Annotated in this window: 25 protein-coding genes; 9 read left to right on the forward strand and 16 right to left on the reverse strand. The window is 61.3% G+C overall.

The genetic code is table 11. The features are described from left to right. Positions 1–11: 11 nt before the first annotated feature. Positions 12–626, reverse strand: coding sequence for a GNAT family N-acetyltransferase (locus CO671_RS14175; protein ID WP_097606447.1), 615 nt, complete (start codon positions 624–626; stop codon positions 12–14). A 179-nt stretch (positions 627–805) separates the two neighbouring features. Between CO671_RS14175 and CO671_RS14180 the strand changes: the two genes are divergently transcribed. The 3 genes from CO671_RS14180 (at position 806) to CO671_RS14190 (ending at position 3,990) form a co-directional block, all read left to right on the forward strand. Further along, on the forward strand, positions 806–2,140 hold the full coding sequence (locus CO671_RS14180) for an extracellular solute-binding protein (RefSeq protein ID WP_097606448.1): 1,335 nt from the start codon (positions 806–808) through the stop codon (positions 2,138–2,140). 126 nt (positions 2,141–2,266) lie between these two features. After that, the gene (locus CO671_RS14185; RefSeq protein ID WP_064838032.1) at positions 2,267–3,160 is read left to right on the forward strand and encodes a sugar ABC transporter permease; all 894 of its coding nucleotides are present in this window, start codon (positions 2,267–2,269) and stop codon (positions 3,158–3,160) included. Next, on the forward strand, positions 3,160–3,990 hold the full coding sequence (locus CO671_RS14190; RefSeq protein WP_097606449.1) for a carbohydrate ABC transporter permease: 831 nt from the start codon (positions 3,160–3,162) through the stop codon (positions 3,988–3,990). Before CO671_RS14185 ends, CO671_RS14190 begins: the two co-directional genes overlap by 1 nt. Here CO671_RS14190 and CO671_RS14195 read toward each other — a convergent pair. Genes CO671_RS14195 through CO671_RS14210 form a run of 4 tightly spaced genes read right to left on the reverse strand, consistent with a single transcriptional unit; the run spans position 3,956 to position 8,600 of the window. Then, the gene (locus CO671_RS14195; protein ID WP_097606450.1) at positions 3,956–5,236 is read right to left on the reverse strand and encodes an O-antigen ligase family protein; all 1,281 of its coding nucleotides are present in this window, start codon (positions 5,234–5,236) and stop codon (positions 3,956–3,958) included. The two genes, CO671_RS14190 and CO671_RS14195, sit on opposite strands and share 35 nt — an antisense overlap. Continuing rightward, complete coding sequence (locus CO671_RS14200) at positions 5,233–6,795, reverse strand: undecaprenyl-phosphate glucose phosphotransferase (protein ID WP_097606451.1); 1,563 nt, start codon at positions 6,793–6,795, stop codon at positions 5,233–5,235. Before CO671_RS14200 ends, CO671_RS14195 begins: the two co-directional genes overlap by 4 nt. 56 nt (positions 6,796–6,851) lie before the next feature. Continuing rightward, positions 6,852–8,021, reverse strand: coding sequence for a glycosyltransferase family 4 protein (locus CO671_RS14205; protein WP_097606452.1), 1,170 nt, complete (start codon positions 8,019–8,021; stop codon positions 6,852–6,854). A gap of 3 nt (positions 8,022–8,024) precedes the next feature. Beyond that, complete coding sequence (locus tag CO671_RS14210; RefSeq protein ID WP_010028428.1) at positions 8,025–8,600, reverse strand: polysaccharide biosynthesis/export family protein; 576 nt, start codon at positions 8,598–8,600, stop codon at positions 8,025–8,027. 188 nt (positions 8,601–8,788) lie between these two features. Here CO671_RS14210 and CO671_RS14215 point away from each other — a divergent pair, with 188 nt between their 5' ends. After that, a complete protein-coding gene (locus CO671_RS14215) occupies positions 8,789–10,957 on the forward strand; it encodes a Wzz/FepE/Etk N-terminal domain-containing protein (RefSeq protein ID WP_097606453.1) in 2,169 nt (722 codons plus the stop codon). 62 nt (positions 10,958–11,019) lie between these two features. Here the strand turns inward: CO671_RS14215 and CO671_RS14220 are convergent, their stop codons facing one another. Further along, on the reverse strand, positions 11,020–12,261 hold the full coding sequence (locus tag CO671_RS14220) for a GNAT family N-acetyltransferase (protein ID WP_097606454.1): 1,242 nt from the start codon (positions 12,259–12,261) through the stop codon (positions 11,020–11,022). Positions 12,262–12,379: 118 nt separating this feature from the next. Then, positions 12,380–12,589 (reverse strand): DUF2842 domain-containing protein, encoded by a 210-nt coding sequence (locus CO671_RS14225; protein WP_010016031.1) that lies wholly within the window; start codon positions 12,587–12,589, stop codon positions 12,380–12,382. Between the two features lie 113 nt (positions 12,590–12,702). Between CO671_RS14225 and CO671_RS14230 the strand changes: the two genes are divergently transcribed. Continuing rightward, positions 12,703–13,806, forward strand: coding sequence for a COX15/CtaA family protein (locus CO671_RS14230; RefSeq protein ID WP_097606455.1), 1,104 nt, complete (start codon positions 12,703–12,705; stop codon positions 13,804–13,806). Positions 13,807–13,818: 12 nt separating this feature from the next. Here CO671_RS14230 and CO671_RS14235 read toward each other — a convergent pair whose 3' ends face one another. The 4 genes from CO671_RS14235 to cml all read right to left on the reverse strand — a co-directional run bounded on the left by CO671_RS14235 (position 13,819) and on the right by cml (position 17,972). Then, positions 13,819–14,610 carry a sulfite exporter TauE/SafE family protein gene (locus CO671_RS14235; protein WP_097606456.1) on the reverse strand — a complete coding sequence of 264 codons (792 nt, stop codon included), beginning with the start codon at positions 14,608–14,610 and terminating at the stop codon, positions 13,819–13,821. A 4-nt stretch (positions 14,611–14,614) separates the two neighbouring features. Next, positions 14,615–15,547: an N-acetyl-gamma-glutamyl-phosphate reductase gene (argC, locus tag CO671_RS14240; RefSeq protein ID WP_097606457.1), complete on the reverse strand. Its 933-nt coding sequence runs from the start codon at positions 15,545–15,547 to the stop codon at positions 14,615–14,617. A gap of 58 nt (positions 15,548–15,605) precedes the next feature. Further along, positions 15,606–16,568, reverse strand: a complete 963-nt coding sequence (speB, locus tag CO671_RS14245; protein WP_097606458.1) for an agmatinase — start codon at positions 16,566–16,568, stop codon at positions 15,606–15,608. A gap of 219 nt (positions 16,569–16,787) precedes the next feature. Further along, positions 16,788–17,972 carry a CmlA/FloR family chloramphenicol efflux MFS transporter gene (cml, locus tag CO671_RS14250; RefSeq protein WP_097606459.1) on the reverse strand — a complete coding sequence of 395 codons (1,185 nt, stop codon included), beginning with the start codon at positions 17,970–17,972 and terminating at the stop codon, positions 16,788–16,790. A gap of 381 nt (positions 17,973–18,353) precedes the next feature. Between cml and CO671_RS14255 the strand changes: the two genes are divergently transcribed. Beyond that, positions 18,354–20,324 carry an acyltransferase family protein gene (locus CO671_RS14255; protein WP_097606525.1) on the forward strand — a complete coding sequence of 657 codons (1,971 nt, stop codon included), beginning with the start codon at positions 18,354–18,356 and terminating at the stop codon, positions 20,322–20,324. A 267-nt stretch (positions 20,325–20,591) separates the two neighbouring features. On the opposite strand, the gene rpsI is transcribed toward CO671_RS14255, so the two are convergent. The 3 genes from rpsI to CO671_RS14270 all read right to left on the reverse strand — a co-directional run bounded on the left by rpsI (position 20,592) and on the right by CO671_RS14270 (position 22,706). After that, on the reverse strand, positions 20,592–21,059 hold the full coding sequence (gene rpsI / locus CO671_RS14260; RefSeq protein WP_010035502.1) for a 30S ribosomal protein S9: 468 nt from the start codon (positions 21,057–21,059) through the stop codon (positions 20,592–20,594). Between the two features lies 1 nt (position 21,060). Further along, the gene (gene rplM, locus CO671_RS14265) at positions 21,061–21,525 is read right to left on the reverse strand and encodes a 50S ribosomal protein L13 (RefSeq protein ID WP_008521951.1); all 465 of its coding nucleotides are present in this window, start codon (positions 21,523–21,525) and stop codon (positions 21,061–21,063) included. A 302-nt stretch (positions 21,526–21,827) separates the two neighbouring features. Next, positions 21,828–22,706: a LysR family transcriptional regulator gene (locus tag CO671_RS14270; protein WP_010035499.1), complete on the reverse strand. Its 879-nt coding sequence runs from the start codon at positions 22,704–22,706 to the stop codon at positions 21,828–21,830. 91 nt (positions 22,707–22,797) lie between these two features. On the opposite strand from CO671_RS14270, the gene CO671_RS14275 reads away from it, so the two are divergent. After that, positions 22,798–23,028, forward strand: a complete 231-nt coding sequence (locus CO671_RS14275; RefSeq protein ID WP_097606460.1) for a DUF1127 domain-containing protein — start codon at positions 22,798–22,800, stop codon at positions 23,026–23,028. A gap of 93 nt (positions 23,029–23,121) precedes the next feature. Then, positions 23,122–23,949, forward strand: coding sequence for an enoyl-CoA hydratase (locus tag CO671_RS14280; RefSeq protein WP_097606461.1), 828 nt, complete (start codon positions 23,122–23,124; stop codon positions 23,947–23,949). On the opposite strand, the gene CO671_RS14285 is transcribed toward CO671_RS14280, so the two are convergent. Beyond that, positions 23,950–24,786 carry an EamA family transporter gene (locus tag CO671_RS14285; RefSeq protein ID WP_097606462.1) on the reverse strand — a complete coding sequence of 279 codons (837 nt, stop codon included), beginning with the start codon at positions 24,784–24,786 and terminating at the stop codon, positions 23,950–23,952. A gap of 469 nt (positions 24,787–25,255) precedes the next feature. Beyond that, on the reverse strand, positions 25,256–25,579 hold the full coding sequence (locus tag CO671_RS14290) for a hypothetical protein (protein ID WP_097606463.1): 324 nt from the start codon (positions 25,577–25,579) through the stop codon (positions 25,256–25,258). A 118-nt stretch (positions 25,580–25,697) separates the two neighbouring features. Here CO671_RS14290 and CO671_RS14295 point away from each other — a divergent pair, with 118 nt between their 5' ends. Next, positions 25,698–26,126: a CoA-binding protein gene (locus CO671_RS14295; protein WP_097606464.1), complete on the forward strand. Its 429-nt coding sequence runs from the start codon at positions 25,698–25,700 to the stop codon at positions 26,124–26,126. The last annotated feature ends 102 nt before the right edge of the window (positions 26,127–26,228 follow it).

Below are 26,228 nucleotides of genomic sequence, written 5' to 3' on the forward strand. Positions count from 1 at the left end.
CTTCGTCGGTTCTAGCGGGATCCCTCATCGATCCGCATTGCAAAGGCGACGGAGCCATCCCGCTCGAATTCGGAAAAGCCAAGGTGACGGTAGAAGCCTCTGGCGCGTTCGTTGTTTGGATCGACCCCGAGATGCACGGCCGTGACCCCATGATTGCGAAGCGCCTGAAGCTCGGTGTCGATCATCCTCCGTCCCCAGCCGCTTGCCTGGAGTCCGGGAAGAATGTTGATGTGAAGATGCGCCGGATACTCGTCCTGAAGCCAGGGCGTTCCGCTGCGCGGATTTTGGATTCGCTCGAGCACGTCGGCGTCGCGCGGACGGGTAGGCGCCAGGCCGGCGATCTCTCTACGCACGGCCGGCCACCAGGTTGCCGCCAGGTTTTGGTCGAACAGGCCGGTGTCGGGTACGCCTACGACATAGCCGACCGGCCGGTCGCCCTGAACGAGAACAAAGGCAAAGTCTTTGGCGAACTTGAGATAGGGTACCGACCAGATGTAGCCGGGCAGATGCGGGTCGCTGTAAAGGGCGCTGGCATCGTGACCGCCATTCGCGGTCCTCAGGCAGATGTCAAAAAAGGCCTCAGTATCCGCTTCAATCGCGGGACGGATGAAGCAACTGGTGTCCATCACTTTGCCACCTCCTGCGTGGCGCTTTGTCATTTGAGGTCGCGAGAGGAGCTGATGCACTGACGATTACCTCAGATTCGCCAGCCAGGCAAAGCTCTGGGGGAAGAAAACGTTCGGCCGGTGCCTGGAGCAAGGCCTGAGCGGGGAGTGGAGAAAATAAACCAAGTGAGGTGGAGCAGATGAACAGAACCGTGAAATCGATCAGCATACTGCCGGCATACCGATTGAAAGCAGCTGTCGCGCTTGCCGGCGCGGCGCTTGTGAGTTTTGGCCTTTCCGCCGCCCGCGCCGACGATCTGGCGGTGTGGGACGACCAGACCTTTGAGGGTCAGAGCGCGGTCATAGAGCAACTGAACAAGGAGTTCGAAGCCGCCCATCCCGGTGTCACGATCAAGCGCACCGCCCGTACTTTCGATGACATGAAGCTGACGCTGAAGCTTGCGGTCTCGGCCGGCGACGGCCCTGTCGTCACCAAGGTCAACCAGGGCGCCGGCGACATGGGTGCGATGGTCAAGGAAGGATTGCTCCTGCCAGTCGACGAGTACATCAAGAAATATGGCTGGGATAAGCGGCAGTCGGATTCTGTGCTGGCCAGAGACCGCTGGGAGGGGACGAAATTCGGGGTCGGCAAGACCTACGGCATATCGGGTCTCGCCGAGATCGTCGGCCTTTACTACAACAAGAAGATCCTCGACGACGCGGGCGTGGCGCTGCCGCAGACCTTCGACGAGCTTCTGGCCGCTCTCGACAAGCTCAAGGAAAAAGGCGTTGCGCCCTTCATGATGGGCTCGGCCAAGCAGCATCTCGCCCTGCACATGATCGGCGCCATCGATCAAGCCCATATCGACGCGGCCAATCGCGCCGAGCTTGACGATCTGATCTACGGCAAGGGCGGCTCCTGGAACACCAAGGGGAACATCGAATCGGCCAAACTCGTGCAGCAATGGGCGCAGGGCGGCTACTTTTATCCCGGCTTCGAGGGCATCTCGGGTGATGACGCCGTCCAGCTGTTCATATCAGGGCAGGGCGCATTCCTGATCTCCGGGACCTGGTACTTCGGCGACATGCAAAACAATCCGGATATCGGCTTCATGGCCATTCCTGCTCCGAAGGGCGTTTCCAAGCCGATGAGCGTCGGCGGCGTCGATCTTGCCTGGGCGATAACCAGCCTTGCCAAAGACAAGGCGAAGCAGGACCTTGCCGGCGAGTACATCGACTATATGGTGTCTGAAAAGGCCGCTGAAAGCTGGGCCGCGGCAGGCTATCTTCCGGCAACATCGCTCCCGGCGGATGCAAAGCCGAAGCTCACGCCGCTCCTGACCGCTGGCATCGAGATGTGGAAGACACTCAATGCCAACGATGCGCTCGGCCACTACCCCGATTGGTCGAGCCCGACAATGCTGAAGACAATCGACGACAACACGCCGCTTCTCTTGTCCGGCAAGATCACGCCCGAAGCCTTTGTCGATGCCATGGACAAGGACTATCAGGCCTATTTGAAGGATAAGAAATAAGGGAGTGCGGACGCCGGTCGCGCTCCCCCGGGTGGTCCGACCGGCGTCCTGTTCTTCACGCTGAAATGAGCGTTGCGAGCTTACGGCTTGCTGCGCGATGACCAGAGATTTGGCAGGGAGTATTGGATGAAACGCTCCGCACTGGATGGAACGCAACAGACCAATTTCATCTATTTATTGCCTGGATTGCTGCTCTATGGGGCGTTTGTCTTTGGGCCGATCGTCGCGGCTTTGGGTTTGAGCCTGACCAGTTGGGACGGCCTGACCATGCCCAGATGGGTTGGGCTGGGCAATTACGCCGATCTCTTTTCCGACAGCCGTTTTTACATTGCCTTGCGCAACAATGCCGAGCTCATGATCTTCTACTGCGTCCTGCCGCTCGTGCTCGGCATAACGCTTGCCGCCTGCGTGTGGAACTTGAAGCAACGCGAACAACTCGCCCTCAGAACCTTCCTGTTCCTGCCTTATATCATGCCGACTGCCGTGTTGGGCATCATCTGGGCATGGCTCTACAATCCTGCATTCGGCCCGTTCAATCAGTTTCTGCGAGCGGTAGGCTTGGGCAGGTTCGCTTTGCCTTGGCTCGGAGATTTCAATTTCGTGCTTCCCGCGGTCGGGATCGTTGCGACCTGGTATTTCTTCGGTTTTTGCATGGTCATCTTCCTCACCGGAATCCAGCGCATCGACCCGTCTCTTTTCGACGCCGCCAAGGTCGACGGTGCGTCGCCGCGAAAGACGTTTTTCTGGATAACGCTGCCGCTTCTCATGCCTGAGATCAGGGTGGTTTTGCTTCTGACGGTGATTGCCTCGATCAAAAGCTTCGACCTGATTTTCACGATGACCCGCGGTGGACCCGCCAACGCGACGCTGGTGCCGAATATCTACATGTATCAGCTCGGCTTCGAGCTCAATCGCTTCGGCGCCGCAGCCGCCATCGCCATTGTCGGTGCCTTGCTGACATTCGCAATCAATTTCGCAATTCACCGGCTGGTGGGCTCCAGAAGCAAAGGATTGGCTTGATGAGCCGTTCGTCCAACATTCCCGCCGCGCTGTTCCTTCGCATTGTCCTCTGGCTCCTGGCTTTCGTAACGATCACCCCGTTCCTGCTTCTGCTGCTGACCTCGATAAAGAGCAAGGCCGACGTGCTGAAAGGCGCATTCGCCCTTCCGGCCTATCCGCATTTCGAAAATTACCTCGATGCCTGGAATGCCGGGCATTTCAACATCTACTTCTGGAATTCGATCGTCGTCGTCATACCCGTCGTTGCCGCAAGCGTCTTCTTGGGCCTGCTGACTGGTTTTGCCTTCGCCTACCTGTCATTCCCGCTGCGGCGCACGCTGTTTGCGATCCTGACGCTCGGCATGATGGTGCCGGCGGAGGCCTTCATCATCCCGCTTTATTATGAAATGCGCTATCTCGGGCTGATCAATACCTATGCGGCTCTCATCATCCCGCAGATCGCCATGTCGATACCGTTCTCGACGATCTTCCTCGCCAGTGCCATGCAGCAATTGCCGGAGGAGGTTCTGGAAGCGGCGGTCCTCGACGGCGCCGGGCGCTTCTACATCCTGCGCAAGATCGTTATCCCGCTAATGATACCGGCAATGTCGACGCTGGCGCTGTTCTTGTTCATCTGGACCTGGAACGAGTTTCTCATCCCGTTCATTCTCGTCAACGACGACGCCTATCGGACGCTGCCCCTCGGCATGCTGTTTTTCCAGGGGCGCTATACCGTCAACACGCCGGTTCTGACCGCGGGCGCAGTGATCGTCATTTTCCCGCTCATTCTGACCTATCTGGTTTTCCAGCGGCGGTTTATTGCCGGTCTGACGGCCGGCGCGACGAAATAGGTTGCGCCGCCCCTTCCGGCCTCCGGCTGCGCCGGTGGCGCGCTTCCAGCGCCGCGCAGCCCCAGACCGTGCCAAGCAGCAGGTAGACGTGGCGCCAGTGGTCGATGTCGATGACGTTGCCGATCGCCGCATGGCCGAGGACGGAGATCCAGGCGACCATCAGGAAGGGCTGCCACGGCCGGTCGAGCAGCAGGTATCGGAAGCCGAGCGTGAGCGTCCAGATAAGCATGCCGACATAGCTGACGAAGCCGAGCCAGCCATAGGAGGTGAGCGATTTCAGCCAGATATTGTGCTCGTCCTCGGGAAACATCGTGCCGAACACCAGCGGGCCGATGCCGAGCGGGCGCTCCATCATCATGGTGAAGCCGATCCGGTGACGTTCGAAACGGCCGAGATGTTCGCCGTCATATTGCTGCACCAGCTGGGCGCGGGCGGAAAACAGTTCGGCGACCTTCGGGACTTGAAGCGCCACCAGCAGCGACGCGATCATCATGATGATCGCCGCCAGCGACAGCACCAACACTCGCAGGCGAAAGGCGCCGCTGCGCTCCTTCAGCAGCATGATGAAGATCAGGAGCCCTACGCCGAGCGCAAACAGCCCCCAGGCGGCACGCGAAAAAGACAGGAAAATGCCGAGCGCCAGCACGAGCAGGGCGGCAGCTTTCAGCGGCGATTTCTTCAGGTCGCCCACGAGAATACCGTGGACGAGATAGAGCGATGGCGGCACCAGGAAGGGGCCGAAGACGTTTGGATCCTGGAAGGCGCCCTTGGCGCGGTCATAGAGGGTGAAGATCTCAGCGCCTGGAAAGGCATGGAAATAGCCGAGTATGCCGAGCGCCGAGGTGGCGACGGCGGCGAAGACCCAGGCATTGAAGATCAGTGGCAGCCGCTTGTGGCTGTCCTCGATGATTGCCGCGTAGAAGACCGCAGTCAGCGCCAGGAAGGTCGACACGGCGATATACATCGGCGCCGTTGCCAGATCCTTCATCTGCGTCAGTGACAGCATGCCGCCGATATTGAAAGTGAGCAGCAGGGCAAGCAGGGGCGCCACGCCGCGTGAAATCTTCAAGCCTAGGATGAACCAGAGACCGATCAGCCCGGCCATCCAGAGTTCGTACGGGGCCGGCTCGTCGATCACGAAACCCGAGAGGAAGACGCCGAAGGCGACGAAGGCCGAGCCGATCAGGCGCAGCGTCATCCGCTGCGGCTGGGCGACACGCGGATATGTCGCCTCGACCGTGCTCAATAGGCGTTTTCCGTGTTCAGCAGCCGGATCGGCGTCAGGAACAGGATCTTCAGATCGAACCAGAGCGACCAGTTTTCGATGTAATAAAGGTCGTAGGCCGTACGGAACTTGATCTTCTCGTCATTGTCGACCTCGCCGCGCCAGCCGTTGATCTGCGCCCAGCCGGTGACCCCCGGCTTGACGCGGTGGCGGGCGAAGTAACCCTCGACGACATCGCCGAAGGCGCGGTCGCGAGCCTGGGCGAGAACGGCGTGCGGGCGCGGGCCGACCAGCGAAAGCTCGCCTCTCAGCACATTGAAAAGCTGCGGCAACTCGTCGATCGAGGTCTTGCGGATGAAGCGGCCGACGCGGGTGACGCGCGGATCGCCCTTGGTCACCGCGGCCTTGCCGGTAGGGTCGGCCATGTTGGTGTACATCGAGCGGAACTTGAAGACATTGATGATTTCATTGTTGAAGCCATGACGCTTCTGCATGAAGAAAACCGGGCCTTCGGAGGTCGCCTTGATGGCGGCAGCCGTGACCAGCATCAGCGGCCACAGCAGGGCAAGGGCGACCAGGGTGAAGAAGATGTCGAAGCCGCGCTTGGCGACGGAATCCCAGTCGCGGATCGGCTTCTTGAAAATGTCGAGCATCGGCACCGAGCCGACATGCGAATAGGCGCGCGGCCGGAAGCGCAGCCGGTTGGCATGCGCTGCAAGGCGGATATCGACCGGCAGAATCCAGAGCTTCTTCAGAAGGTCGAAGATGCGCGCCTCTGCCGACAGCGGCAGGGCGATGATCAGCATGTCGATGCGCGTCAGCCGGACGAATTCGACGAGCTCGGCCACGGTCCCGAGCTTCGGATAACCGGCGACCATGATCGGCGAGCGCTTCTCGCCGCGGTCGTCGAAGATGCCGCAGATGCGAATGTCGTTGTCGGCCTGCTGTTCGAGGATGCGGATCAGCTCCTTGGCGGGCTCGCCGCCGCCGACGATGACGGCGCGCCGCTCCATGATACCGTTGCGCGCCCAGTTGCGAATGCCGTAGGCGACGAGGAAACGCTCGCCGGCAAGGAAGAGCGCGCCGGCGGCAAACCAGGAGAGATAGGCCTCGGTCATTGCCCATGCGGCGCCGCGGACGAGCGCGAACAGGCCGATGGTGAGGACGAGGGCGATCGTCCATGCGGCGAGGATGCGCGGCATCAGCCGCAGCTTCGCCCGAAGTGCCGGGATGGTGTAGGTGTCGGCAAGCTGCAGGCAGGCCACGGTCAGGGCCGAAGCGATCGCCGCCATGCCCGCCCGCACCAGCAGGGGATCGCTGCCGTCGCCGGGTGCGAAGAAGTAGACGATCAGAGCAATCGAAAAGAGGGCCAGGAATTCGAGCAGCCGTAATTGCCCGATGATGATGACAGGCGAACGGGTTCCGTCGCGGAACTGTTCGGCGATCTGCCGGGCATAGGCATTGATTTCGGTCGGCTCGGAGGCCTGCTCCCGACTTGCATTGCGTCGCGCCTCGATGTCGGAGACCTGCTTGCGCAGCGCTTCTACGTCGAACGGATCGCTTTTTTCCGGCTTGTTCATGGGGTTTTGTCGCTCGTTGTCAGCAAGCGAAATACCAGAAAGCCCCTAAGAAATATTTACGAGGCGGCAGACATTGCTTGGCCCGCGGCGGGATCGACCAGCTCATGGTACAATTTCAGCACATCACGCGCCATGACGGCGGAGGAAAATACCGCCTTTACCGCCTCCGGCTTCGGCATCGTCCTGCCATGCCAGCCGGGCATGGTCAGCGTTTCCGCCATCACGCGGGCGAGGTCGTCGGCATTGCCGGGCTCCACCAGTGCCGCGCTATCGGCGCCGAGCACCTCGGGAATGCCGCCGACACGGCTGGCGATGACCGTCTTGCCGGCGCCGAGGCCTTCGAGGACGATATAGGGCATGGCTTCGGCGCGCGAGGGAACGACAAGGTTCTGGGCCATCGAAAAAGCCTCGTGGACGCGCATTGCCGGCAGCATGCCGATGCGCTTGCCGAGGCCGCGTTCGACCATCATCTCGCGGTAACGGTCCCGGTCGGGCCCGTCACCGATCATCAGCGCCGACAGCGGCCGGCCGAGCAGCCGCTCGGTCTTGGCAAAGGCATCGACAAACAGATCGGGACCCTTGAGGTCCCGGAGCATTCCGACATAGATGAAATGGACGGCATCCGAGCGGGTGGGGATCGGTTCGAAATCACGCTCGCCGATGCCGTTGTAGATCAATCTCGTCTTCGTCCGTGGCCTGCCCACCTTGTGCATATAGGTGTCGCGCTCATATTCGCAGATGAAGACCAGCGCGTCGGTGAAATATTCCTGCAGGCGCTCCATCCTGAGGACGAACTGTCCGCTGAGCGAGGAGCGCGAATAATGCAGGCTTCCGCCATGCGCGGTATAGAGGCGGGCTACGCGATACCTGTTCACCCGCAGGGCTGAGCCGGCAAGTCGCGCGAGCACGCCGCCCTTGGCGCCGTGCCCGTGCAGCACATCCGGCCGCAAACTTTTGATTTTCTTGTACGTATCCCACATCGTCGCGATGTCGGACGGACTGACCGAGCGCCGGATCGGCACGCGTGTCAGGCCGAGCGAGAGATAGGGACGAATATCGTCGAACAGGCTGTCCTCATGCTCGCCGCCGGTCGAGCTGTCGCAGAGGATGCCGATGTCATGACCGGCCTTGGCGTGCTCCTCGACCAGATCGCGGACATGGCGGAAAATTCCGCCGACCGGCGACCTGAAGCAGTGGAGGATGCGGAGCGGCTTCTGTTTTGCCATAACTCAGAAGAGCCGTTCGCGGACGTAGATCGTGTCGCCGGCGATGATCGGCCCCGATATGTTGATGCGGCCGGTCAGCACCTCTCCGTTGATCTTGCGGGTGACGTCGACCATGCTCTGGTTGGCGCGGCTGGTGAAGCCGCCGGCAACGGCGATGGCGTTCTGCACGGTCATGCCGGGAACATAGGCATATTGGCCGGGCTGGCCGACTTCGCCCATGATGAAGATCGAACGGTAGCGGTCGACGTCGATGGTGACGTCGGGATCGCGAAGATAGCCCTGCTGCAGCTTCTGGGCGATCTGCCCCGAGAGTTGCTGCAAGGTTCGGCCGCGGGCAGGGACCTGACCGATGAGGGGGAAGGCAATGTAGCCGGCCTGATCGACAGTATAGGTGTTTGTCAGGCTCTGCTGGTCGAAGACGGTGATGCGAAGCCGGTCGCCGCTATCAAGCGTATAGGGCTGGATGGTCGCCTCGTTGAAGGCTTTCGGCGCCGGCTTGTACGTCGTGCAGCCGCCCAATGCTGCCGTCATGGCTGCAAGGCTCAGGGCCAAAAGGATTTTGGGCGGGGCGACAGACATCCGCTTGTGCTCACAGAAATGAACTCGGTGAAGCCGTTATCGATCTGTTAGGGTTAATGCCCGGTAAAAAGGACATGACAATTTCCTGAGTTCTTTGCCGATCGGGCACATTTCTTGGCAAAATACCATTAACCGTTGAGTTACCACGGTCGTTTACGCTTGCGGCACCTTTGTTGTGGAGTAAGAGCATGTCCGGCGTATCGCGTGATCAGGATGTGGACATCGATCTCGGCCAGCTGGTTCGCGCCGTCTGGGCGCGCCGGCTCAGGATTTTGACGATCACGCTCGTGGGGGCGGGCATCGCCTTCGCCGGTGCCAAGATCATGTCGCCGCAATATCGCAGCGAAACCCGCATCCTCATCGAACCCCGCGCGCCGGCCTTCGCCAGCACTCAGCAGGTAAACGACGCCGGCGCCGGCCCGCTGATGGACGAGCTGAATATCGCCAGCCAGGTGCAGCTGTTGCAGTCGGCCGACCTCCTGAAGAAGGTCATCAACGACCTGAAGCTCTACAATCTGCCGGAATTCGACGATGCCGCCAACGGCTCGGCGATGAGCAGCATCCTGATAAAGCTGCATCTGAAGAAGAACCCGATGGAGAACCCGCCGGAAGAGCGGGTGATCGACGCTTTCGTCGAGCGGCTGCAAGTCTATCAGGTGCCGGGTTCGCGCGTCATCGGCATCAGTTTCACCTCCAAGGACCCGAAACTCGCCGCCGCCATTCCGAACGCCATGGCGAATGTCTATCTGTCCACCCAAAGCGGCGCCAAGCTCGATTCCAACTCCGAGGCGACGCGCTGGCTGGAGCCGGAGATCGAAAGCCTGCGCCGCAAGGTCAGCGAGGCCGAGAAGAAGGTCGCCGAATATCGCACCAGCCACGGGCTCTTGCAGACGAACGGCACGACCACGTTTCCCGCCCAGCAGCTGAACGACATCTCCGCCGAGCTCACCCGCGTGCGCGGCGACAAAGCCAATGCCCAGGCGAGGGCGCAGGCGGTGCGCAATGCGCTGTCGTCGGGCGAAGCTTCCGACACGCTGCCTGACATCATGTCCTCGCAGGCGATTCAGCGGCTGAAGGGAACGGAATCGGGCCTGCAGTCGCAAGTCTCAGACTTGCAGACCAGCCTTCTCAACAGCCATCCCAGGCTGAAAAGCCTGCGTGCCCAGCTTGCCGACATCCGCGGACAGATCCGCCAGGAAACGCAGAAGATTCTGGCGAGCATCGAGAACGAGGCCAAGGTCGCCGATCTCCGGGCTCGCGAGCTCGAGCGGCAGAAGGACACGGTGCAGGCCAACAGCGCCCGCGCCGGCGAGGACGAAGTCGGCCTCAATGCGCTCGAGCGCGAGGCGACCGCCCAGCGCCAGCTGCTCGAAACCTATCTGGTGCGCTACCGCGAGGCCGCCTCCCGCGCCGACAGCAATTCGAGCCCGGCCGACGCTCGTATCGTTTCGAAAGCCGTCGAGCCGGTCGATCCCTATTTCCCCAAGGTCGTGCCGATCGTCGTCGTCGCAGCCGTCGCCACACTGATCCTCAGTGCCATCGTCACCATGCTGGCCGAACTCTTCAGCGGCAGGGCGCTTCGCCCGATCGATGCGTCGGCTGAGACAATCGAGACGGAAACGGGCCTCGAAGAGAACATTGCGCCGCAGGCAGCTCCCGTCGCCACCGTCCGGAGTCCCGCCCGGGCGAGCATGCTCGCCGTGGTCGGCGACGAGGAGGATGCGATCGACGAGGACGTGGAGACTGCCGCTGAGGTACCGGAGGACGACAATGAATTCTCCGTCGCCTCGGTTGCCGATTACCTCACCGGCAGCCGAGCGCCGCTGGCGATCGCGATATCTCCGACCGGTGACGATGGTTCCGCAGCGACGGTCTTGCTGACCCGCATTCTTGCCGATGCCGGCCGCCGCGTCATCCTGATCGATATGACCGGTTCCGGCCAGCCGACGGAACTGATGGCCGAAGACCAGGCCGCTCCTGGTGTCACCGACCTGCTGTGCGGCGAGGCCGCCTTCGGTGATACCATCCACAGCGATCGGCTTTCCGATGCCCATCTGATCCCGCAGGGCCGGAGCGACGTACGCCGCGCCATGCGCGGTGTCGATCGGCTGTCGCTGCTGCTCGATGCGCTGGCCGCTGCCTACGACCTCGTGGTCGTCGAATGCGGCGCTGCCGATGTCGCCGGCGTCTCGCGCCTGACGCGCAGCCGGGATGTCGAGATCATCCTCTCGCTGCCGCAGCTCGAGGAGACCGTTTTCGTTACACTGATGACGGAATTCCAGGCTGCGGGCTACGAGCGCGTCGTGCTGATGTCGGACGGCGAAGCGGCCGAGCAGAGGTTCGGCCAGGCGGCCTAACGCATGGCGCGCAAAAGTGTGCGACGGTTTTGCGGCAACGCCATGCGTAGGACAAAGACTACTCAGCCGATCCTTGCCCGGATCGCCTGGGCGAATTTATAGAGCTTCGGGCGCGCCTTGATATGCGCCTTGCCGCGCGTGACGATCCTGTGCGCGGCGCCGGCGGCGATGCCGATAGGCGAAACCGGCAGCACTACGTCGTAATGCGCGGTCTCGACCGGTGCCCAGGATCGTTTGTAGGTCTGATCGCCGAGGCCGAAATCGAATAGCGCGACGCCTTTGCCGTGCAATCCCGAGATGGTCTGCCAATAGAGGAATTCGCCGGGGCTCGTATCCGGCACGAGGTCTTCGTCGATCGCCCCGAATTGGCAGATGACGTGATCGCCCTTGCGCGAGATGCCCGAGATCGCAGCGATCCGGTCCTCATTCCCACCCTTCAGCCGCAGCACATGCATCTGCAGGCCGAAGAACTGCCCTGTTTCATCTTGGCTGTCGATGAGGCCATGCAGGAAGGCCTGTGTTTCCCGGTCGGCAAAGACGTCGGGCAGGCCAAGGCTGGCGAAGCGGGTACTTTTCAGACGGAAGAAGATATCGAGCAGGCGATGCTGTTCTTCCGATGTTTCGGGGATGACGTATTCGGCGCCGCCGGCGGCCTCGAGACGCCTCGATTGAACGCGGAACTTCTTACGCCGGCTCTTGGCGTTGATCTGTTTCAGCGTCTCCTCGAAACCGGCAAGGAGCGGCAGTTGATAGGCGTGGTTCTGGTTTTGCACCATAGGCAGCCCGCTGAACGGCGTCTGCCGCCCGCGCCATTCCAACGGAATGTTTTGCAGCAGCAGCAGATCGGCCCGCCCCTTCAACGCTTGCTGAAGCTGACGAGCGAATTTTGCGGCGTCGATGCTGCCGCCGCTTTCGGCGAAATTCCTCGAGAATAAACCGGTATTGATATTGCTGTGATCGGCAGCGATGAATTTCGCGACGGCAAGACCACGCGACTTGACGATCTCGACCGGCAGAATGAAGGCCGTCTCCCCGGCATAGGTGCCTTTGAGGATCGCCAGCGGCCGTCGAAAGGCGCTTACCCAGGCGGCGCACCAATCGTAGCTCTGATGGAGCGACTGGAGATTGTCGACCTCCAGCGCCCGCCAATCATCTTCCAGCGGCTGCATCGCATCGAAAACGGCGATGTCGATTTTGGCCATGGCAAGTTTCATGCTCACCTGGCGTAGGCGTGAAATCGCCGTCTCGGCCAGTGCGCCATCGTCTGACGGCTGTTCGTCGACGTCGAACTTTTGCGTCTGCACGGGAACTCTCCGGTCAAAATGCTGAGCGGGAAGCTAGCTATGCAGGGCGTATATTTGGTTTAATCGTCGGCTATCAGCGAGGTTTTCCGCCGATCACGGTTATCCGGCCGTTAATGGCTTACTGCTGCCGCGGTCCGGCCATCCATTTGATGATCACCATCGCCGGCAAGATCCAAAGCAGGCCGGTGAGCAGGAAATAGAGCAGGTGCCCCCACCAGGGCGCGTTGCCGAGCGTCGCCACTGCGATCGTGTTCGCCACCAGCGCGTAGACGAGCACGAGCACGATGATGAGGATCGTGCCGATGAATTTGCGGAGGCGGACGGGCATTTTGATCTCTTGTCTGGGTGGCGCGAACCGGCGCGACGGCATGCCGCAAAGGTTCGGGGCTTGTTTTGCATGAGCCGGTGGGGCAAATCAACTGCCGGATAGAAGGAGACATCATGGCCGTCGCGAACCTCACCACGGAACAGGCGATCCTGAGCGAAGTGCGCAAGCAGAACCGCAATCGCCGCGCCTTGCGGCTGTGGCTCGGCTTCGTGCTTTTAGCGCTCTTCTGTCTCGTGCTCGTCGGCGGCGCCACGCGGCTGACCAATTCCGGCCTGTCGATCACCGAATGGAAGCCGATCCATGGCGTCATTCCGCCGCTATCGGCTGCCGAATGGGAGGAGGAGTTCCGCCTCTACCAGCGCATTCCCGAATTTCAGCAATTGAACAGCTCCATGACGGTCGACGAGTTCAAGGGCATTTTCTGGTGGGAATGGGCCCACCGGCTGATCGCCCGCGGCATCGGCGTGATCTTCGCGCTGCCGCTTATCTTTTTCTGGCTGACGGGGCGCATCGAAAGGCGCCTGCGCTGGCCGCTCGTCGGCATTCTGGCGCTCGGCGGCCTGCAGGGTTTTATCGGCTGGTGGATGGTGTCCTCGGGTCTTTCTGTCCGCACCGATGTCAGCCAATACCGGCTCGCGACTCATTTCGTCATGGCCTGCCTGATCTTTGCCGGCTGTATGTGGATCATGCGCGGGTTATCGCCGCATTCCAACGATCCGGCGCCGGCGCGCAGCTCGCGCGGTTTTGCCGCCGTCATCGCCATCTTCGCGCTGTTCCAGATCTATCTCGGCGCGCTGGTGGCCGGGCTCGACGCCGGTTTCTCCTATAATACCTGGCCGCTGATGGATGGTGCCGTCATCCCTTCGGATCTCTTGATCCAGCAGCCCTTCTGGATCAACGCCTTCGAGAACCCGAAGACCGTGCAGTTCATCCACCGCGTCGGCGCCTATGCGCTCTTCGCGTTGACTTTGATCAACATGGTCATTGCCCTGCGCGCCGCAGCCTGGACCACCCATGCCCGCCGCGCCGTGGTGCTTTTCTTGCTGGTGACGCTGCAGGCGGCGATCGGCATCGCCACGCTGCTGATGCAGGTGCCGCTTCACTGGGGCCTGCTGCATCAGGCCGGCGCTCTGGTGGTCTTCGGTTTCGCCGTCGCCAACTGGCGCGGCTTTTACGGCGAATATCCGCACGCCACGGCAATTGCGGAGCGCGATTGAAGCGCAAGCCGTTTAACGCAGCACGCCGTCGAGCAGCGGCATGCCGATGATCGCAGCGGCGGCGATCAGCACGTAGCAGGCGATGCGGAAGGTCCGTTCCTCGGCCAGCCCGAACAGTTTCGAGCCGCCGTAAAGCCCCAGCGCATAACTCGGCAAAATGACGGCCGTCAGGGCAAAGACGGCGGGGACGAACAGTCCGCCGACATAATAGCTGATGGCGCTGAAGATGGTGGAAATGGAGAAATAGAGCACGACATTGGCCCGGACGCGCGTGAAATCGCTCTTGCCGCCGAGCCAATAGGCGACGACAGGCGGTCCGCCGAGCTGTGCGGCGCCGCTGAAGAGGCCGGCAATCAGGCCGACGCCGCTGCTGAGCGGCGCCGAAGGCGCGCCGTGATAACGCCATCCGGAGACGAGAAGCGCGAGCAGTGAGATGGCGATTATCGTGATGCTCCAGCGCAACAGCGTCGGGTCGAGCAGTGCCAGCATCGCCGTGCCGGCCGGGACGCCGAGTGCCGCACCCGCGGCCATGACGAAGACCTCGGGCCGGTTGGCGTTGCGCCAAGCGGGTGGAATCATCCCCAGCGTGGCAATGCCGTCGATGACGAGCAGGATCGGCGAGGCCAGCTTCGGCCCGATGATGGCGCCACCGAGCGGAATGAAGATCAGCGCTGCCCCGAAACCGGAAAAGCCCCGGGCGAGCCCGGCGATGAAGGCAAAGGCCATCAGGGCATAGATGCCGTGATCGGGCAGGGCGGCGGCAAACCAGGCCTGCCCGTCCGTGATAAGCGCATCCAGCGTCATGACGTCAGGAAGCGAGCATCAGGTCCATGTTCTGCACGGCAGCACCCGAGGCGCCCTTGCCGAGATTGTCGAGCAGCGCCACCAGATTGACCTGGGAACCGCCCGGCGTGCCGAAGACGAAGAGCTTCATCGTGTCCTTGCCTTCGAGTTCGACGGCGTTGACACGGGGGAGCGCCTTGCTGTCGGCGAGCGGCACGACGGTGACGATGTCCTGGCCGGCATAGTGAGCGACGAGAGCCGCGTGGATGGTTTCCATCGTCGTGCCCTCGGCGAGGTCGTCGAGATGCAGCGGCACCTGCACGATCATGCCCTGCGCGAACTTGCCGACCGATGGCGAGAAGATCGGTGCGCGGTCGAGCAGGCCATGCACGGTCATTTCGGGCACATGCTTGTGGGTGAGGGGAAGACCGTAGAGGAAATGCGGCGCGGTGATCGCATCCGGGTGATCCGGATTTTCCATCTGGGCAATCATCTGCTTGCCGCCACCGGTATAGCCGGAGACCGCATTGACCGTCACCGGGTAGCCGTCCGGCAGGATGCCGGCGGCACGCAGCGGCCGGATCAGGCCGATTGCACCGGTCGGATAGCAGCCGGGGTTGGCGACGAAACGCGCGGCTTTGATCTTGTCGGCCTGCGCGCCATCCATTTCGGCAAAGCCATAGGCCCAGCCGGGGTTGACGCGGAAGGCGGTCGAGGTGTCGATGACGCGCACATTGTTGTTGGCCGAGACCATCTGAACCGCTTCCTTCGATGCCTCGTCGGGCAGGCAGAGAATGGCGATATCAGCGCTGTTCAGCATGTCCTCGCGCAGGGCGGCGTTGCGCCGCTCGGCCTCGGGAATGGACAGAAGCTCGACATCGCGGCGGCCGGCCATGCGCGTGCGGATCTGCAGACCCGTTGTGCCGTGTTCGCCGTCGATGAAGATTTTCGGTGCCATGTTAACCTGCGCTTTCAATGGGTTCAGAAGGTTTCCGGATTCATTTTGGGATAATAAGTCAGCCTTGTGACACGGCGATGGCGCGTCGCTCCGCATGAAGCCCCAGCATATACATCGCCACCGTTGCCCCGGCAATGGCGGTGATATCGGCATGGTCGTAGGGCGGCGAAACCTCGACGATATCGGCGCCGCGGATATCGAGCTGGTGCAGGCGCTGCAGCACCGAGAGGATCTTGGCGCTCGACGGTCCGCCGGCGACCGGCGTGCCGGTGCCGGGCGCAAAGGCCGGATCGAGGCAATCGATATCGAAGGTGAGATAGGCCGGCGCGCCGCGCGTGTGGGAGATGATCGCCGAAGCGATGTCGCCGGCAGTCATATCCTCGACCTGATGACCATAGAGAATATTGATGCCGCAATCCTCCGGCGCATGGGTGCGGATGCCGATCTGAATCGAGCGATCGGGGTCGATGATGCCCTCGCGGGTGGCCCGTGCGACGAAGGAGCCATGGTCGATGCGCCGCTCTTCGTCGAACCAGGTGTCCTGATGCGCGTCGAACTGCACGAGCGCCAGCGGCCCATGTTTTGCCGCGTGGGCTTTCAGCAGCGGCCAGGTGACGTAATGATCGCCGCCGAGCGTCAGCAGGAAAGCGCCGCTGTCGAGGATCACATTCGCCTGACGTTCGATGGCGCCGGGCGTATCCTGGTGATTGCCGTAATCGAGCAGGCAATCGCCGTAGTCGATCACGGCCATGTCGGCGAACAATTCGCGGTTGAAGGGATATTGCGCATCATTGTCGAAGATCGCCGAGGCACGCCGGATCGCTTGCGGGCCGAAGCGCGTGCCCGGCCGGTTCGATGTGGCGGCGTCGAAAGGAATGCCCCAGACGGCGACATCGACGCCGGTGAGTTCCTTGGTGAAGCGGCGGCGCATGAAGGACAGCGCGCCGGCAAAGGTCGGGTCGCTGGCGGCGGAGGTGAGGCTGGTCGCCGTGAAGGCGTGGTCAATCGATCTGTTCGCCAAGTCATGCTCCTTTTTTCGGTCGCAGAACCGTAGTCGCGTTCAATGCGGACGCTGCCTTGCAGGATGTTCGACGTCAGAGCGTCGGCGTTGGTCCGCGCGAAGGAATTGGCCGATCCCTTCGCGAGAAAGGGGTAGGCGAGGTGCCGACAGATTTCAAGCAATCGTTCGGATGACCGCCGCTCGTCGCTATCGAGCGGCGATCCTTTGTCCATCTGCCTATCAGGACGGTTCTGGCAGGAACCACAATCCAGAAAGCGTCGTCAGCGCGGTCACACAGATATAGCCCACGAGCGGCCAGGCGCTGTCGCCCCCGAGCAGAAACACGAACAAGGTTCCAGCAATGCTGACGATGACGCTCTGGACGCAGGAGTAGAACGCGACCGCCGTTCCCGCCATGTCGCCAAAGGCGTCAAGCGCACCGTTGGCGGTGACCGCGGTGGCAAGGACGATGCCGATCGCGATGATCCACATGGGCGCGACGAAGCTCAGAAGCGAAGGCTGCAGAAACAACTCGCCAAAGGCAAGCAGCATGGCGCCGAGAAGCAGCATTGCCATGCCTCCGGAAAGGCTGCCTGCAATGCCGCAGCGCATGACGAAGCGTTTGGCGAACCGCGCCGTCACGATCATCACCAGCGCCACCGTGGCAAAGACCAGACTGAAGCCGGTGCTGGAGAAGCCGGCTTTATCGATCAGGATACGGGGTGCCGTCGAGAAAAAGACGAAGAAGGTGCCCATCGCCGCGCTGAAGCCGGCTGTATAAACCCAGAAAGGAAAGCTGGTGAGGATGGGGCGCAGAGCGATCTTCGCGGTAGCGGCTGGGCGGGTCTCATGCCACCGCATGCCGGCGTTAAGAAGGGCTGCGACCGATAGCAGGCCGATAGTCAGGAAAATAGCGCGCCAACCGAAGCGATCGGCGATCACGGCGCCAGCGATCGGGCCCAATGCAGGCACAAAGGAAAGGATGGAGCCGAGAAGGCTATAGATCGTGCTGCTTTCGGGACGCCCGGCGTAAACGTCACGCACGGTTGCGAAAGTCGCGACCATAGCCGCGGACGCGCCAATGGCCTGCAGCAACCTCAAGGCCACGAACAGCGGTGCCGAGGAGGAGGCGGCAAGCAGCAACGACGAAGCGGCAAAGAGTGCCGTCCCTGCGATGACGACGGGCCGCCGTCCGACAAGATCGGAAATCGGGCCGAAGACGATCTGCCCGGCGCCGAGTACAAGCATGTAGAGGCTGAGGGTCAATTGAATGACCGCAGGCGAAGTGCCGAGCGCTTCCGGCATGACCGGCACGATCGGCAGATAGATATCTATGGCGAGGGAGGCCAGGATGTCGAAAGGCGCCATGAGCAGCAAGGCTGCCGGCACGGAATAGGTCCAGCGCTGGATTTTGGGATAAGACATGGGAAAGAACCCGCTCAAATGATTTCATTCGGCGGCGATCTGTCTTTTCATCAGTATCGAATTTGGCCGGACAGACGCCGCAACAACAGGGCAGAGTTGTTGCGGCCTATTTGTCTGCGGACTTGATTGTTCCCATCATGCGCCCCTGACTGCGGCTCCGCTCATTTCGAAGCCCTTTGCCCCTTGTCTAGCAGCGTAGCCGGGGCTCGGCAACAGAACGCTCTTCCTCCTGCGCCGACGATATCCATAAAAGCAGTGGTTTAGTCGATTTTTTTATAAAAGTCATACTTGCAGGAAAATTGATGATCGCCTATGCAAGGCCGGGTTGCAGATTCGGCCCTCATAATTGGGTACGAACATCATATTTCAGGTATATTTTCAGTGATTTATCGACGAGAGATTGACGGCCTGCGGGCGGCCGCGGTGATGCCCGTTATTCTGTTTCATGCGGGTTTTAGTTTCTTTAGCGGCGGCTTCATCGGCGTCGATGTTTTCTTCGTGATCAGCGGATTTCTGATCACCTCGATCATCCTTGAAGAGATGCGCGACGGCACCTTCTCGCTGGCGGCATTCTACGAGCGCCGCGCCCGCCGGATCCTGCCGGCCCTGTTTCTCGTCGTCCTGTGCTGTCTGCCCTTTGCCTGGCTCTGGGTCATGCCGGAGGAATTTCGCGCCTTCTCCGACAGCCTGATTGCCACCAGCCTCTCCGGCGCCAATTTCCTGTTCTGGTTCAAGAGCGGCTATTTTGCGCCGGAGGCCGCAGAGGTGCCGCTGCTCCACATCTGGAGCCTGGCCGTCGAAGAACAGTATTACATGTTCTTTCCGCTGCTCGCCATGTTCATGTGGAAGCGCAAGCGGAACTGGCTCTTTGCCACCCTGGTTGCGCTCGCCCTTGCCAGCCTTGCCTATAGCGAGTGGGCGTCACGGGTCTATCCTTCCGCCAATTTCTATTTCCTGCCGTCGCGGGCCTGGGAATTTCTGGCCGGATCGATCTGCAGCTTCATACCGTTGACGGGGCAAAAGCGCGGCAGCGATCCGCTGTCGTTCCTCGGTTTCGGCATGATCGCCTTCTCCATTTTCTATTTCGACGAAACCTCGCCAATTCCCTCGACGCTCGCCCTGGTGCCCGTGGTCGGCGCGATGCTCGTGCTGCTCTATGCGCGACAGGGAACCTGGGTGGCGGCACTGCTTTCAACCCGCGTCTTCATCATGGTCGGGCAGATCAGCTACAGCGCCTATCTCTGGCACCAACCGCTTTTTGCCTTTGCGCGGATCCGCAGCATCGATCCGCCCCCATTGACCGTGATGGGCGTTCTTACCTGCCTTTCGCTTGTGCTTGCCTATGTCTCGTGGCGTTTCGTCGAGCAGCCGTTCCGCAGGCGCGAGCGCCGATTGCTGCCGTCGACCCGCAGCCTGGTCGCATCGGTATCCGTGGTTCTGGCCGCCTTTATCGCCTTCGGCATTTACGGCCACGATACGCGCGGCATTCCATGGCGTCTGCCGGCGCCGATCAAGGAATTCATGGCGAACAATGGTTGGAGCAAGACCTGCCTTCTCGAGGGTTCGTCGGGCTGGGACACGATGCCGATCAAGGGCTGCGTATTCAACGGCAGCCACGAACAGACATACGCCATCCTCGGAGATTCCCTGGCGTCGTCGCTGACGCCGGCGCTGGCCAAGCGTCTGGACGGCATGAATATCGGCCTGCAGCAGATCACGCACAGCTTCTGCGCGCCGGTCGCCGACGTCTCGATGGTCCCCCACCAGGCGCGCGATTGCGGTGCCTTCAACGCTGCGGCAATCGACTATCTCGTCAAGAGCAAGGTGAAAACGGTCGTTCTCGCTGCCTCCTGGAAGATCTTTTTCGAGCAGTCACGCTACAGGTTCAGGGGCGAGGAAGTCGCGACATCAGACGTAGGGCAGCGGTTGAGGGATGCCTTCGACAAAACCGTCGCCGAGCTGACATCGGCCGGCATCCGCGTCGTCATCATCTATCCACATCCGCGCGGCGACACGGAGATCGCCGCCAAGGTTGCGAAGCTGATGCACAAAGGCACGCCGGCGCCGACGATCACGATCGCCCAGGATGAATTTCTCCAGCAATCGGCGCCTTCCTATGCCTATCTCGACGATCCCAAGGACACGCAGGTCCTGCGCGTCGATCCGGCCAGGATTTTCTGCGGGATGGAGACGGGCCGATGCGATCTGGCGCGGGAAGGCAAGACCTTCATTTCCGACAAGGTGCATTTCACCCCGGCAGGCGCGGAAGCCGTCGCCGACGAAATCATGGTCACTCTCGGGCAAGACCATATGGCGGATCCGAACGGTATGGCAGCGCTCTCTTCCGATTAATGCATGTCGCCGGGAGGTGTGCAGCGGTTCCGGGATAAACGACATGCATCAAACAAAGATGCATGTCGCCGGAGCGTGCAGCGGTTCGGGGATAACGACCTTCATAAAACCAAGGACTGAAGCGCGTCGGATATTTCGGAAGCGCTGCATGGTTTTGCGCGGCATGCTTTCAGGTCCTGAAGAGCGCGCAGCGCCGCAGCGCCGCAGCGACCACAGCAAAAAGGCCGGGTTTCCCCGGCCTTCGTAAAATCCATTTGTTCGAAACGATTAGCGCTTCGAGAACTGGAAGGAGCGGCGGGCCTTTGCCTTGCCGTACTTCTTGCGTTCGACGACGCGGCTGTCGCGGGTCAGGAAGCCGCCCTTCTTCAGCACCGAGCGCAGGCCCGGTTCGAAGTAGGTGAGCGCCTTGGACAGGCCGTGGCGAACGGCACCGGCCTGGCCGGAGAGGCCGCCGCCGGCAACGGTTGCGACGATGTCGAACTGGCCGTCACGGGCAGCCGCGACGATCGGCTGGCGCAGGATCATCTGCAGCACCGGGCGGGCGAAATATTCCGCGAATTCCTTGCCGTTGACGATGATCTTGCCGGAGCCCGGCTTGACCCAGACGCGGGCGACGGCGTTCTTGCGCTTGCCGGTCGCGTAGGAGCGGCCGAGCGAATCGACCTTGCGGACGTGCGCCGGAGCAGCAGCTTCGGAAGCCGTGCCGAGTTCCTTCAGGGAGGAGAGGTCAGCCATATCAGGCGCTCCTTACGTTCTTTTTGTTGAGCGCGGCAACGTCGAGGGCGACCGGCTGCTGGGCTTCATGGGGATGGTTGGCGCCGGCGTAGACGCGCAGGTTCTTCATCTGGCGACGGCCGAGCGGGCCGCGCGGAACCATGCGTTCGACGGCCTTTTCGAGGACGCGCTCCGGGAAGCGGCCTTCGATGATCTGGCGCGCGGTGCGTTCCTTGATGCCGCCGGCGTAACCGGTGTGCCAGTAGTAGACCTTGTCGGAATACTTCTTGCCGGTGAAAACGACCTTGTCGGCATTGATGACGATGACGTTGTCGCCGTCGTCAACGTGGGGCGTGAAGGTTGCCTTGTGCTTGCCGCGCAGGCGCATAGCGATGATGGAAGCGAGACGGCCAACGACCAGCCCTTCGGCGTCGATGATCACCCACTTCTTCTCCACCTCTGCAGGCTTCTGGGAGAAGGTAGCCATAGTGAATACTCTCTTTTGGGACCCTTGCCCGAAGGCTGGAAGGGCGTTTCTTGTTGCTTGGATTGGCAGGCGCGAGACATGCCAAAAAGAAAGCAGCCGGGAAGGCTGCGTTCTGGCGCGGTGTATAAAGGGAATGTGTCATCGGGTCAATATCGACACGTCCAGCAATCTCAAAAGAAACATAAGCAAAAACAGTCGTTTAGCAATGTGGTATTATGTTGCCTCAAATTAGGTGGAGCGGGAAGCTGCCATATTGAAGGTTTTTCCCCCGTCGCGTCCGGACTTGTGGGGCGCAAGCGATGTCAATCCTTGCACTCGCGCAGACATTTCATCATTTCGCGAAGGCCGCGTGTCAGATGTTTGTCCCGGCGCAGAACCATGCCGAGCCGGCGCATGAGCTTCGGCTTCAGCGACGACGTCGTCACCAGGCCGCCACGGTCGCGCTTGAGCGCCAGCCCCGGCAGGATCGACCAGCCGAGCCCGACGGACACCAGCTCCTTGATCGCCTCGACGCTGCCGAATTCCATCGCAGGACGGGTCCTGCCATCGGGGACGGCGAGCCACGCGTCGATTGCCCGTCTGGTATTGCCGCCCTCGTAAAGCAGCAGCGTCCTGTCGCGCATGAAGGCGGCGTCCGGTCCGCCTTCGGGCAGCAGGCTGCCTGCGGGCGCGACAGCCAGCAATTCCTCCTCGTAAAACGGTTCGATCTCGAAGTTTCGTCCCGATGCCGGCAAGGCCACGACGGCGATGTCTAGGCTGTTGGCCTCCAGATCGCGCAGAATATCGTCGGCATTGCCGATATGGACGGTGATTTCGAGGCCGGGCATGGATTTCCTCGCGGCGGCGATGGCGCGTGGCAGCAGATGGATCGAGGCCGTGCCGCCGCTGCCGATGCGCACCCGGCCGCTGGCGCCGTCCCTATGGGGCATCATTGCTTCTTCCGCCGCGGCTGCTTCCTGCAGCAGACGCCTCGCGTGCGAAAGCAGGTCGAGGCCCGCCGCCGTCGGTTGCGCCCGCCGCCCGACGCGCTCGATCAGCCTGACGCCGAGCCGCTGTTCAAGGCCTTTGATCTGCAGGCTGACGGCCGGTTGCGTCACGCCTTCCTTGTCGGCAGCGGCCGTAAAGCTTCCAAGATCGGCGACGTTGACGAAGGACGCGAGCTGATCGAGATTGAGTGGCATCCAAAGAATTCCTTATGCATATCATAATATTCATAAGCTTCTTTCGGAGTGTCTTCCAGCGCATCTTTTCTCCGTTGAGAAAGGACAAAAGATGACCCTGGAATTCGGCGAGCTATTAGCGACACCGCGCAACGCCCTTCGGTTGAAACTTCGCGAGACGGCGCGCCGGGGCCGGCTGCTGCTGGCGGCCATCGAGTGTCGGCTCGAAAAGCGACGCAGCCGCCGTAAGCTTTCGGACCTCACCGATGATGAGCTTCGCGATATCGGTCTGACCCGTGCGCAGGCGACGGCCGAGACATCGAAATCGTGGTTCTGGTTTTGACCACGCCGCAGCGGGGAGGGCGGATCCTGCTCGAAATTGCCGGCGCCTTGTGGCAGAACAGGTGTGTGGAAATTGAGCGCAGGGAGCAGCATCATGGCCGAAATCGTATCCCTCCGAAAGGACGCGGACAGGGTGGACGGATTGTTGCTCCGCTCGCTGCGCGACGGCGTGCTGCGGCTCGTGCTCAATGACCCGCCGGCCAATGCGCTTTCGATTGCGCTTCTCGAGGCGCTGATGGCCGAGCTCGAAAAGGCGGAGGCGGATTTGGATGTGCGCGTCGTCGTCATCGCCTCGACCGGCTCCGTCTTTTCCGCCGGCCATGACCTCAAGGAACTCACGGCCCATCGCGTCGACGAAGACCGGGGCGCTGCGTTCTTCGAGAAAAGCTTCCGGCTCTGCGCCGATCTGATGCTGAAGATCGCGCATCTGCCAAAACCTGTTATCGCCGAAGTCGACGGGCTTGCAACGGCTGCCGGCTGTCAGCTCGTTGCCTCCTGTGATCTGGCGATCTGCACGGACACGTCGACGTTCTGCACGCCGGGCGTCAATATCGGCCTGTTCTGTTCGACGCCGATGGTGGCGGTTACCCGTGCCGCCCATCGCAAACAGGCGATGGAAATGCTGCTGACCGGCGAGACGATCGACGCTTCGACCGCCAAGGATTTCGGCCTCGTCAACCGCATCGTGCCGAAGCAGTATCTGGCGCAGGTCGTTTCCAAATATGCGGCCGTGATCGCCGGCAAATCGCCATTGATCCTGAAAATCGGCAAGCAGGCATTTTATCGACAGCTCGAACTGCCGGTGGAGGCAGCCTATGACTATGCCGCTAAGGTCATGGTGGAGACCATGCTGACGCAGGATGCGCAGGAGGGCATCGGCGCCTTTCTCGGCAAGCGCAAGCCGGAATGGAAGGGCGAATGATCATCCCAGCTTCAGAACCAGCACGCCGGCCGCGATGACGACGCCGGCGACGTAGCGCCAGATTCCGGCTTTTTCCTTGAACACGGCGACCGAGATCACCAGTGCGAAGACGATCGCGGTTTCCCGCAACGCGGCGACGGTCGCGACCGGGGCCTTCGTCATCGCCCAGAGCGCCAGTCCGTAAGATGCAATCGAACCCGCGCCGCCGATAAGGCCGCGCCACCAGTTGCGGCGAACGTGGCGCACCACTGTCAGGCTGCCGCGCCGGGAGGCCGCCCAGGCAAACAGCAATATGGGCGGCAGCAGCGACATCCACAACGTATAGGAAACCGCGTTGCCTGAAAGGCGGGCGCCGATGCCGTCGACATAAGTGTAGCTGGCGATAACGAAGGCATTGGCAATGGAGAGGACGACGGCGCTGCCGCTGCCGCGACGTGCCTCCAGAGCGAGCGTCAGGACGCCGGCTGAGATCGTCATGATGCCGGCGAGCGCGGCGCCGGAAAGGTCTTCCCTAAGGACGACACCGCTTGTCGCGGCGATCAGCAACGGCGCGCAACCACGCATCAGCGGATAGACCAGGCCGATATCGCCGGCCCGGTAGGCGGCGGCAACCAGCTGGAAATAGGCGAACTGCAGGATGGCCGACGCGCCGATAAACGGCCAGGCAGCACTTTGCGGCAATGGCAGAAATGCCAGAAACGGCAAGGCCGATACCGCGCCGCCGGCCGAAATCAGCGCCGCATCAAGGGATTTATCGCTCCCCGCTTTGACGATCGCGTTCCATGTCGCATGCAGCAGTGCACCGAACAGAACGAGCAGGATGACGTCGAGGGGCAAGGATAAATCCTGGACTACGGGGAAAGACAAGCGCTTCGCCCCGACGGGGCAAACTTCTGGTAAGACAACCGCGATTTGCACGAAAATGCGTTGCCGCGCTCGCGGATGTCTTCCTGTCTGCAATATCACCCTTCCAATATCCCAACAATGGCGGGCTCAGCCGGCAATTTTTACGTGCGCTCGATATGCGTTCAATCCAGACGATCTTCTCAACTATGAGATGCTGCTAATGGACACCAGAACATAGGGTGATTTTAAAAGGAACAAAAGAAGAAATCGCTGGGAGGAATTCCGGCGCGGATCTTTCTATGTTGCTGAAATACAGATATTATTCTATAACTTTGACATACGCGAAAAATAAAGCTGGTGATTGCATATTCTCAGGAAAATCGCATCGCGGGATTGAGGCGGTGGACATTCCCAAACGCGAAGGGCGTAGGGCGTTGCGGCAGTCACGGCAGCAAAAACCTCAGAGCTGATAATGCGGAACGAACAGCATCCCGTCAAGGTTGTCTATGTTCTGGTAGTTCAGAACGGGACACCGGGGGTTGTCTTTCGAGGGAATGTGCGTCCACTCCGCATAGTCGGTCGCGTCGCAATAATTGCTGTTGCGGACGTAGCGATCATAGAGGGGCAGACCGCGGGGTGACTGATAGCGGAAAATGACAGCGCCCTGATTGTGGATGGCGGTGCGCACGCTGTCGCAGCTCATGGTGAGCGGATTGTAGCGCGAGATTGCCAGCGCCGGCGATGCGGCGAGCACGAGCATGAGGGCAAGAGCGATTTTTTTCATCGAATCATCCTCAGAGAGTGTCCGATTCATATATACGGGAAAGGCGCGCAACTGGTTTCACGCAAACGCAAAATTACGCGCGCCGTGGCGAAAGACTTTCGCAAGTGGAGAAGCGGACATGAATCACGACAGCTACACGGATGATTTCCTCGCCGGCATCCTGCATTCGGTGAAGACCATCGCCCTGACCGGCGCTTCGCCCAATCCGGCGCGGCCGAGCAACGGCGTCATGGGCTATCTGCTGTCGCGCGGCTATGATGTCATTCCGGTCAACCCGGGGCAGGCGGGTAAACAGATCCACGGCCGCACCGTCTTTGCCCGGCTCGCCGACATTCCGGTGCCGATCGACATGGTTGACGTCTTTCGCGCTGCCGAATATCTGGACGGCGTCGTCGAGGAGGCCTTAGCGCTGAAACCTTTGCCGAAGATCATCTGGGCGCAGCTCGGCGTCCGCAACGATGCGGCTGCGGCAAAGGCGGAGGCCGCCGGCGTCAAGATGGTGATGAACCGCTGCCCGGCGATCGAGTACCCCCGGCTCATTGCCTGATCTCATTGCCCGATCTCATTACCAGATCTCATTGCTTGAGCTGCGCTCTGCAGAGACGGATTTTCCACCGAACGCCCGCGGGTTGAAACGGATCGCGATTAA

Source organism: Rhizobium sp. M10, from assembly GCF_002531955.1.
Taxonomy (GTDB): Bacteria; Pseudomonadota; Alphaproteobacteria; order Rhizobiales; family Rhizobiaceae; genus Rhizobium; species Rhizobium etli_C.

Bases quoted from the DNA above. Each gene is read 5' to 3' on its own strand.
- CO671_RS14175 (WP_097606447.1), bottom strand. From the start codon at position 626: ATGGACACCAGTTGCTTCATCCGTCCCGCGATTGAAGCGGATACTGAG.
- CO671_RS14180 (WP_097606448.1), top strand. From the start codon at position 806: ATGAACAGAACCGTGAAATCGATCAGCATACTGCCGGCATACCGATTG.
- CO671_RS14185 (WP_064838032.1), top strand. From the start codon at position 2,267: ATGAAACGCTCCGCACTGGATGGAACGCAACAGACCAATTTCATCTAT.
- CO671_RS14190 (WP_097606449.1), top strand. From the start codon at position 3,160: ATGAGCCGTTCGTCCAACATTCCCGCCGCGCTGTTCCTTCGCATTGTC.
- CO671_RS14200 (WP_097606451.1), bottom strand. From the start codon at position 6,795: ATGAACAAGCCGGAAAAAAGCGATCCGTTCGACGTAGAAGCGCTGCGC.
- CO671_RS14205 (WP_097606452.1), bottom strand. From the start codon at position 8,021: ATGGCAAAACAGAAGCCGCTCCGCATCCTCCACTGCTTCAGGTCGCCG.
- CO671_RS14210 (WP_010028428.1), bottom strand. From the start codon at position 8,600: ATGTCTGTCGCCCCGCCCAAAATCCTTTTGGCCCTGAGCCTTGCAGCC.
- CO671_RS14215 (WP_097606453.1), top strand. From the start codon at position 8,789: ATGTCCGGCGTATCGCGTGATCAGGATGTGGACATCGATCTCGGCCAG.
- CO671_RS14225 (WP_010016031.1), bottom strand. From the start codon at position 12,589: ATGCCCGTCCGCCTCCGCAAATTCATCGGCACGATCCTCATCATCGTG.
- CO671_RS14230 (WP_097606455.1), top strand. From the start codon at position 12,703: ATGGCCGTCGCGAACCTCACCACGGAACAGGCGATCCTGAGCGAAGTG.
- CO671_RS14235 (WP_097606456.1), bottom strand. From the start codon at position 14,610: ATGACGCTGGATGCGCTTATCACGGACGGGCAGGCCTGGTTTGCCGCC.
- argC (WP_097606457.1), bottom strand. From the start codon at position 15,547: ATGGCACCGAAAATCTTCATCGACGGCGAACACGGCACAACGGGTCTG.
- cml (WP_097606459.1), bottom strand. From the start codon at position 17,972: ATGTCTTATCCCAAAATCCAGCGCTGGACCTATTCCGTGCCGGCAGCC.
- rpsI (WP_010035502.1), bottom strand. From the start codon at position 21,059: ATGGCTGACCTCTCCTCCCTGAAGGAACTCGGCACGGCTTCCGAAGCT.
- rplM (WP_008521951.1), bottom strand. From the start codon at position 21,525: ATGGCTACCTTCTCCCAGAAGCCTGCAGAGGTGGAGAAGAAGTGGGTG.
- CO671_RS14270 (WP_010035499.1), bottom strand. From the start codon at position 22,706: ATGCCACTCAATCTCGATCAGCTCGCGTCCTTCGTCAACGTCGCCGAT.
- CO671_RS14275 (WP_097606460.1), top strand. From the start codon at position 22,798: ATGACCCTGGAATTCGGCGAGCTATTAGCGACACCGCGCAACGCCCTT.
- CO671_RS14280 (WP_097606461.1), top strand. From the start codon at position 23,122: ATGGCCGAAATCGTATCCCTCCGAAAGGACGCGGACAGGGTGGACGGA.
- CO671_RS14290 (WP_097606463.1), bottom strand. From the start codon at position 25,579: ATGAAAAAAATCGCTCTTGCCCTCATGCTCGTGCTCGCCGCATCGCCG.
- CO671_RS14295 (WP_097606464.1), top strand. From the start codon at position 25,698: ATGAATCACGACAGCTACACGGATGATTTCCTCGCCGGCATCCTGCAT.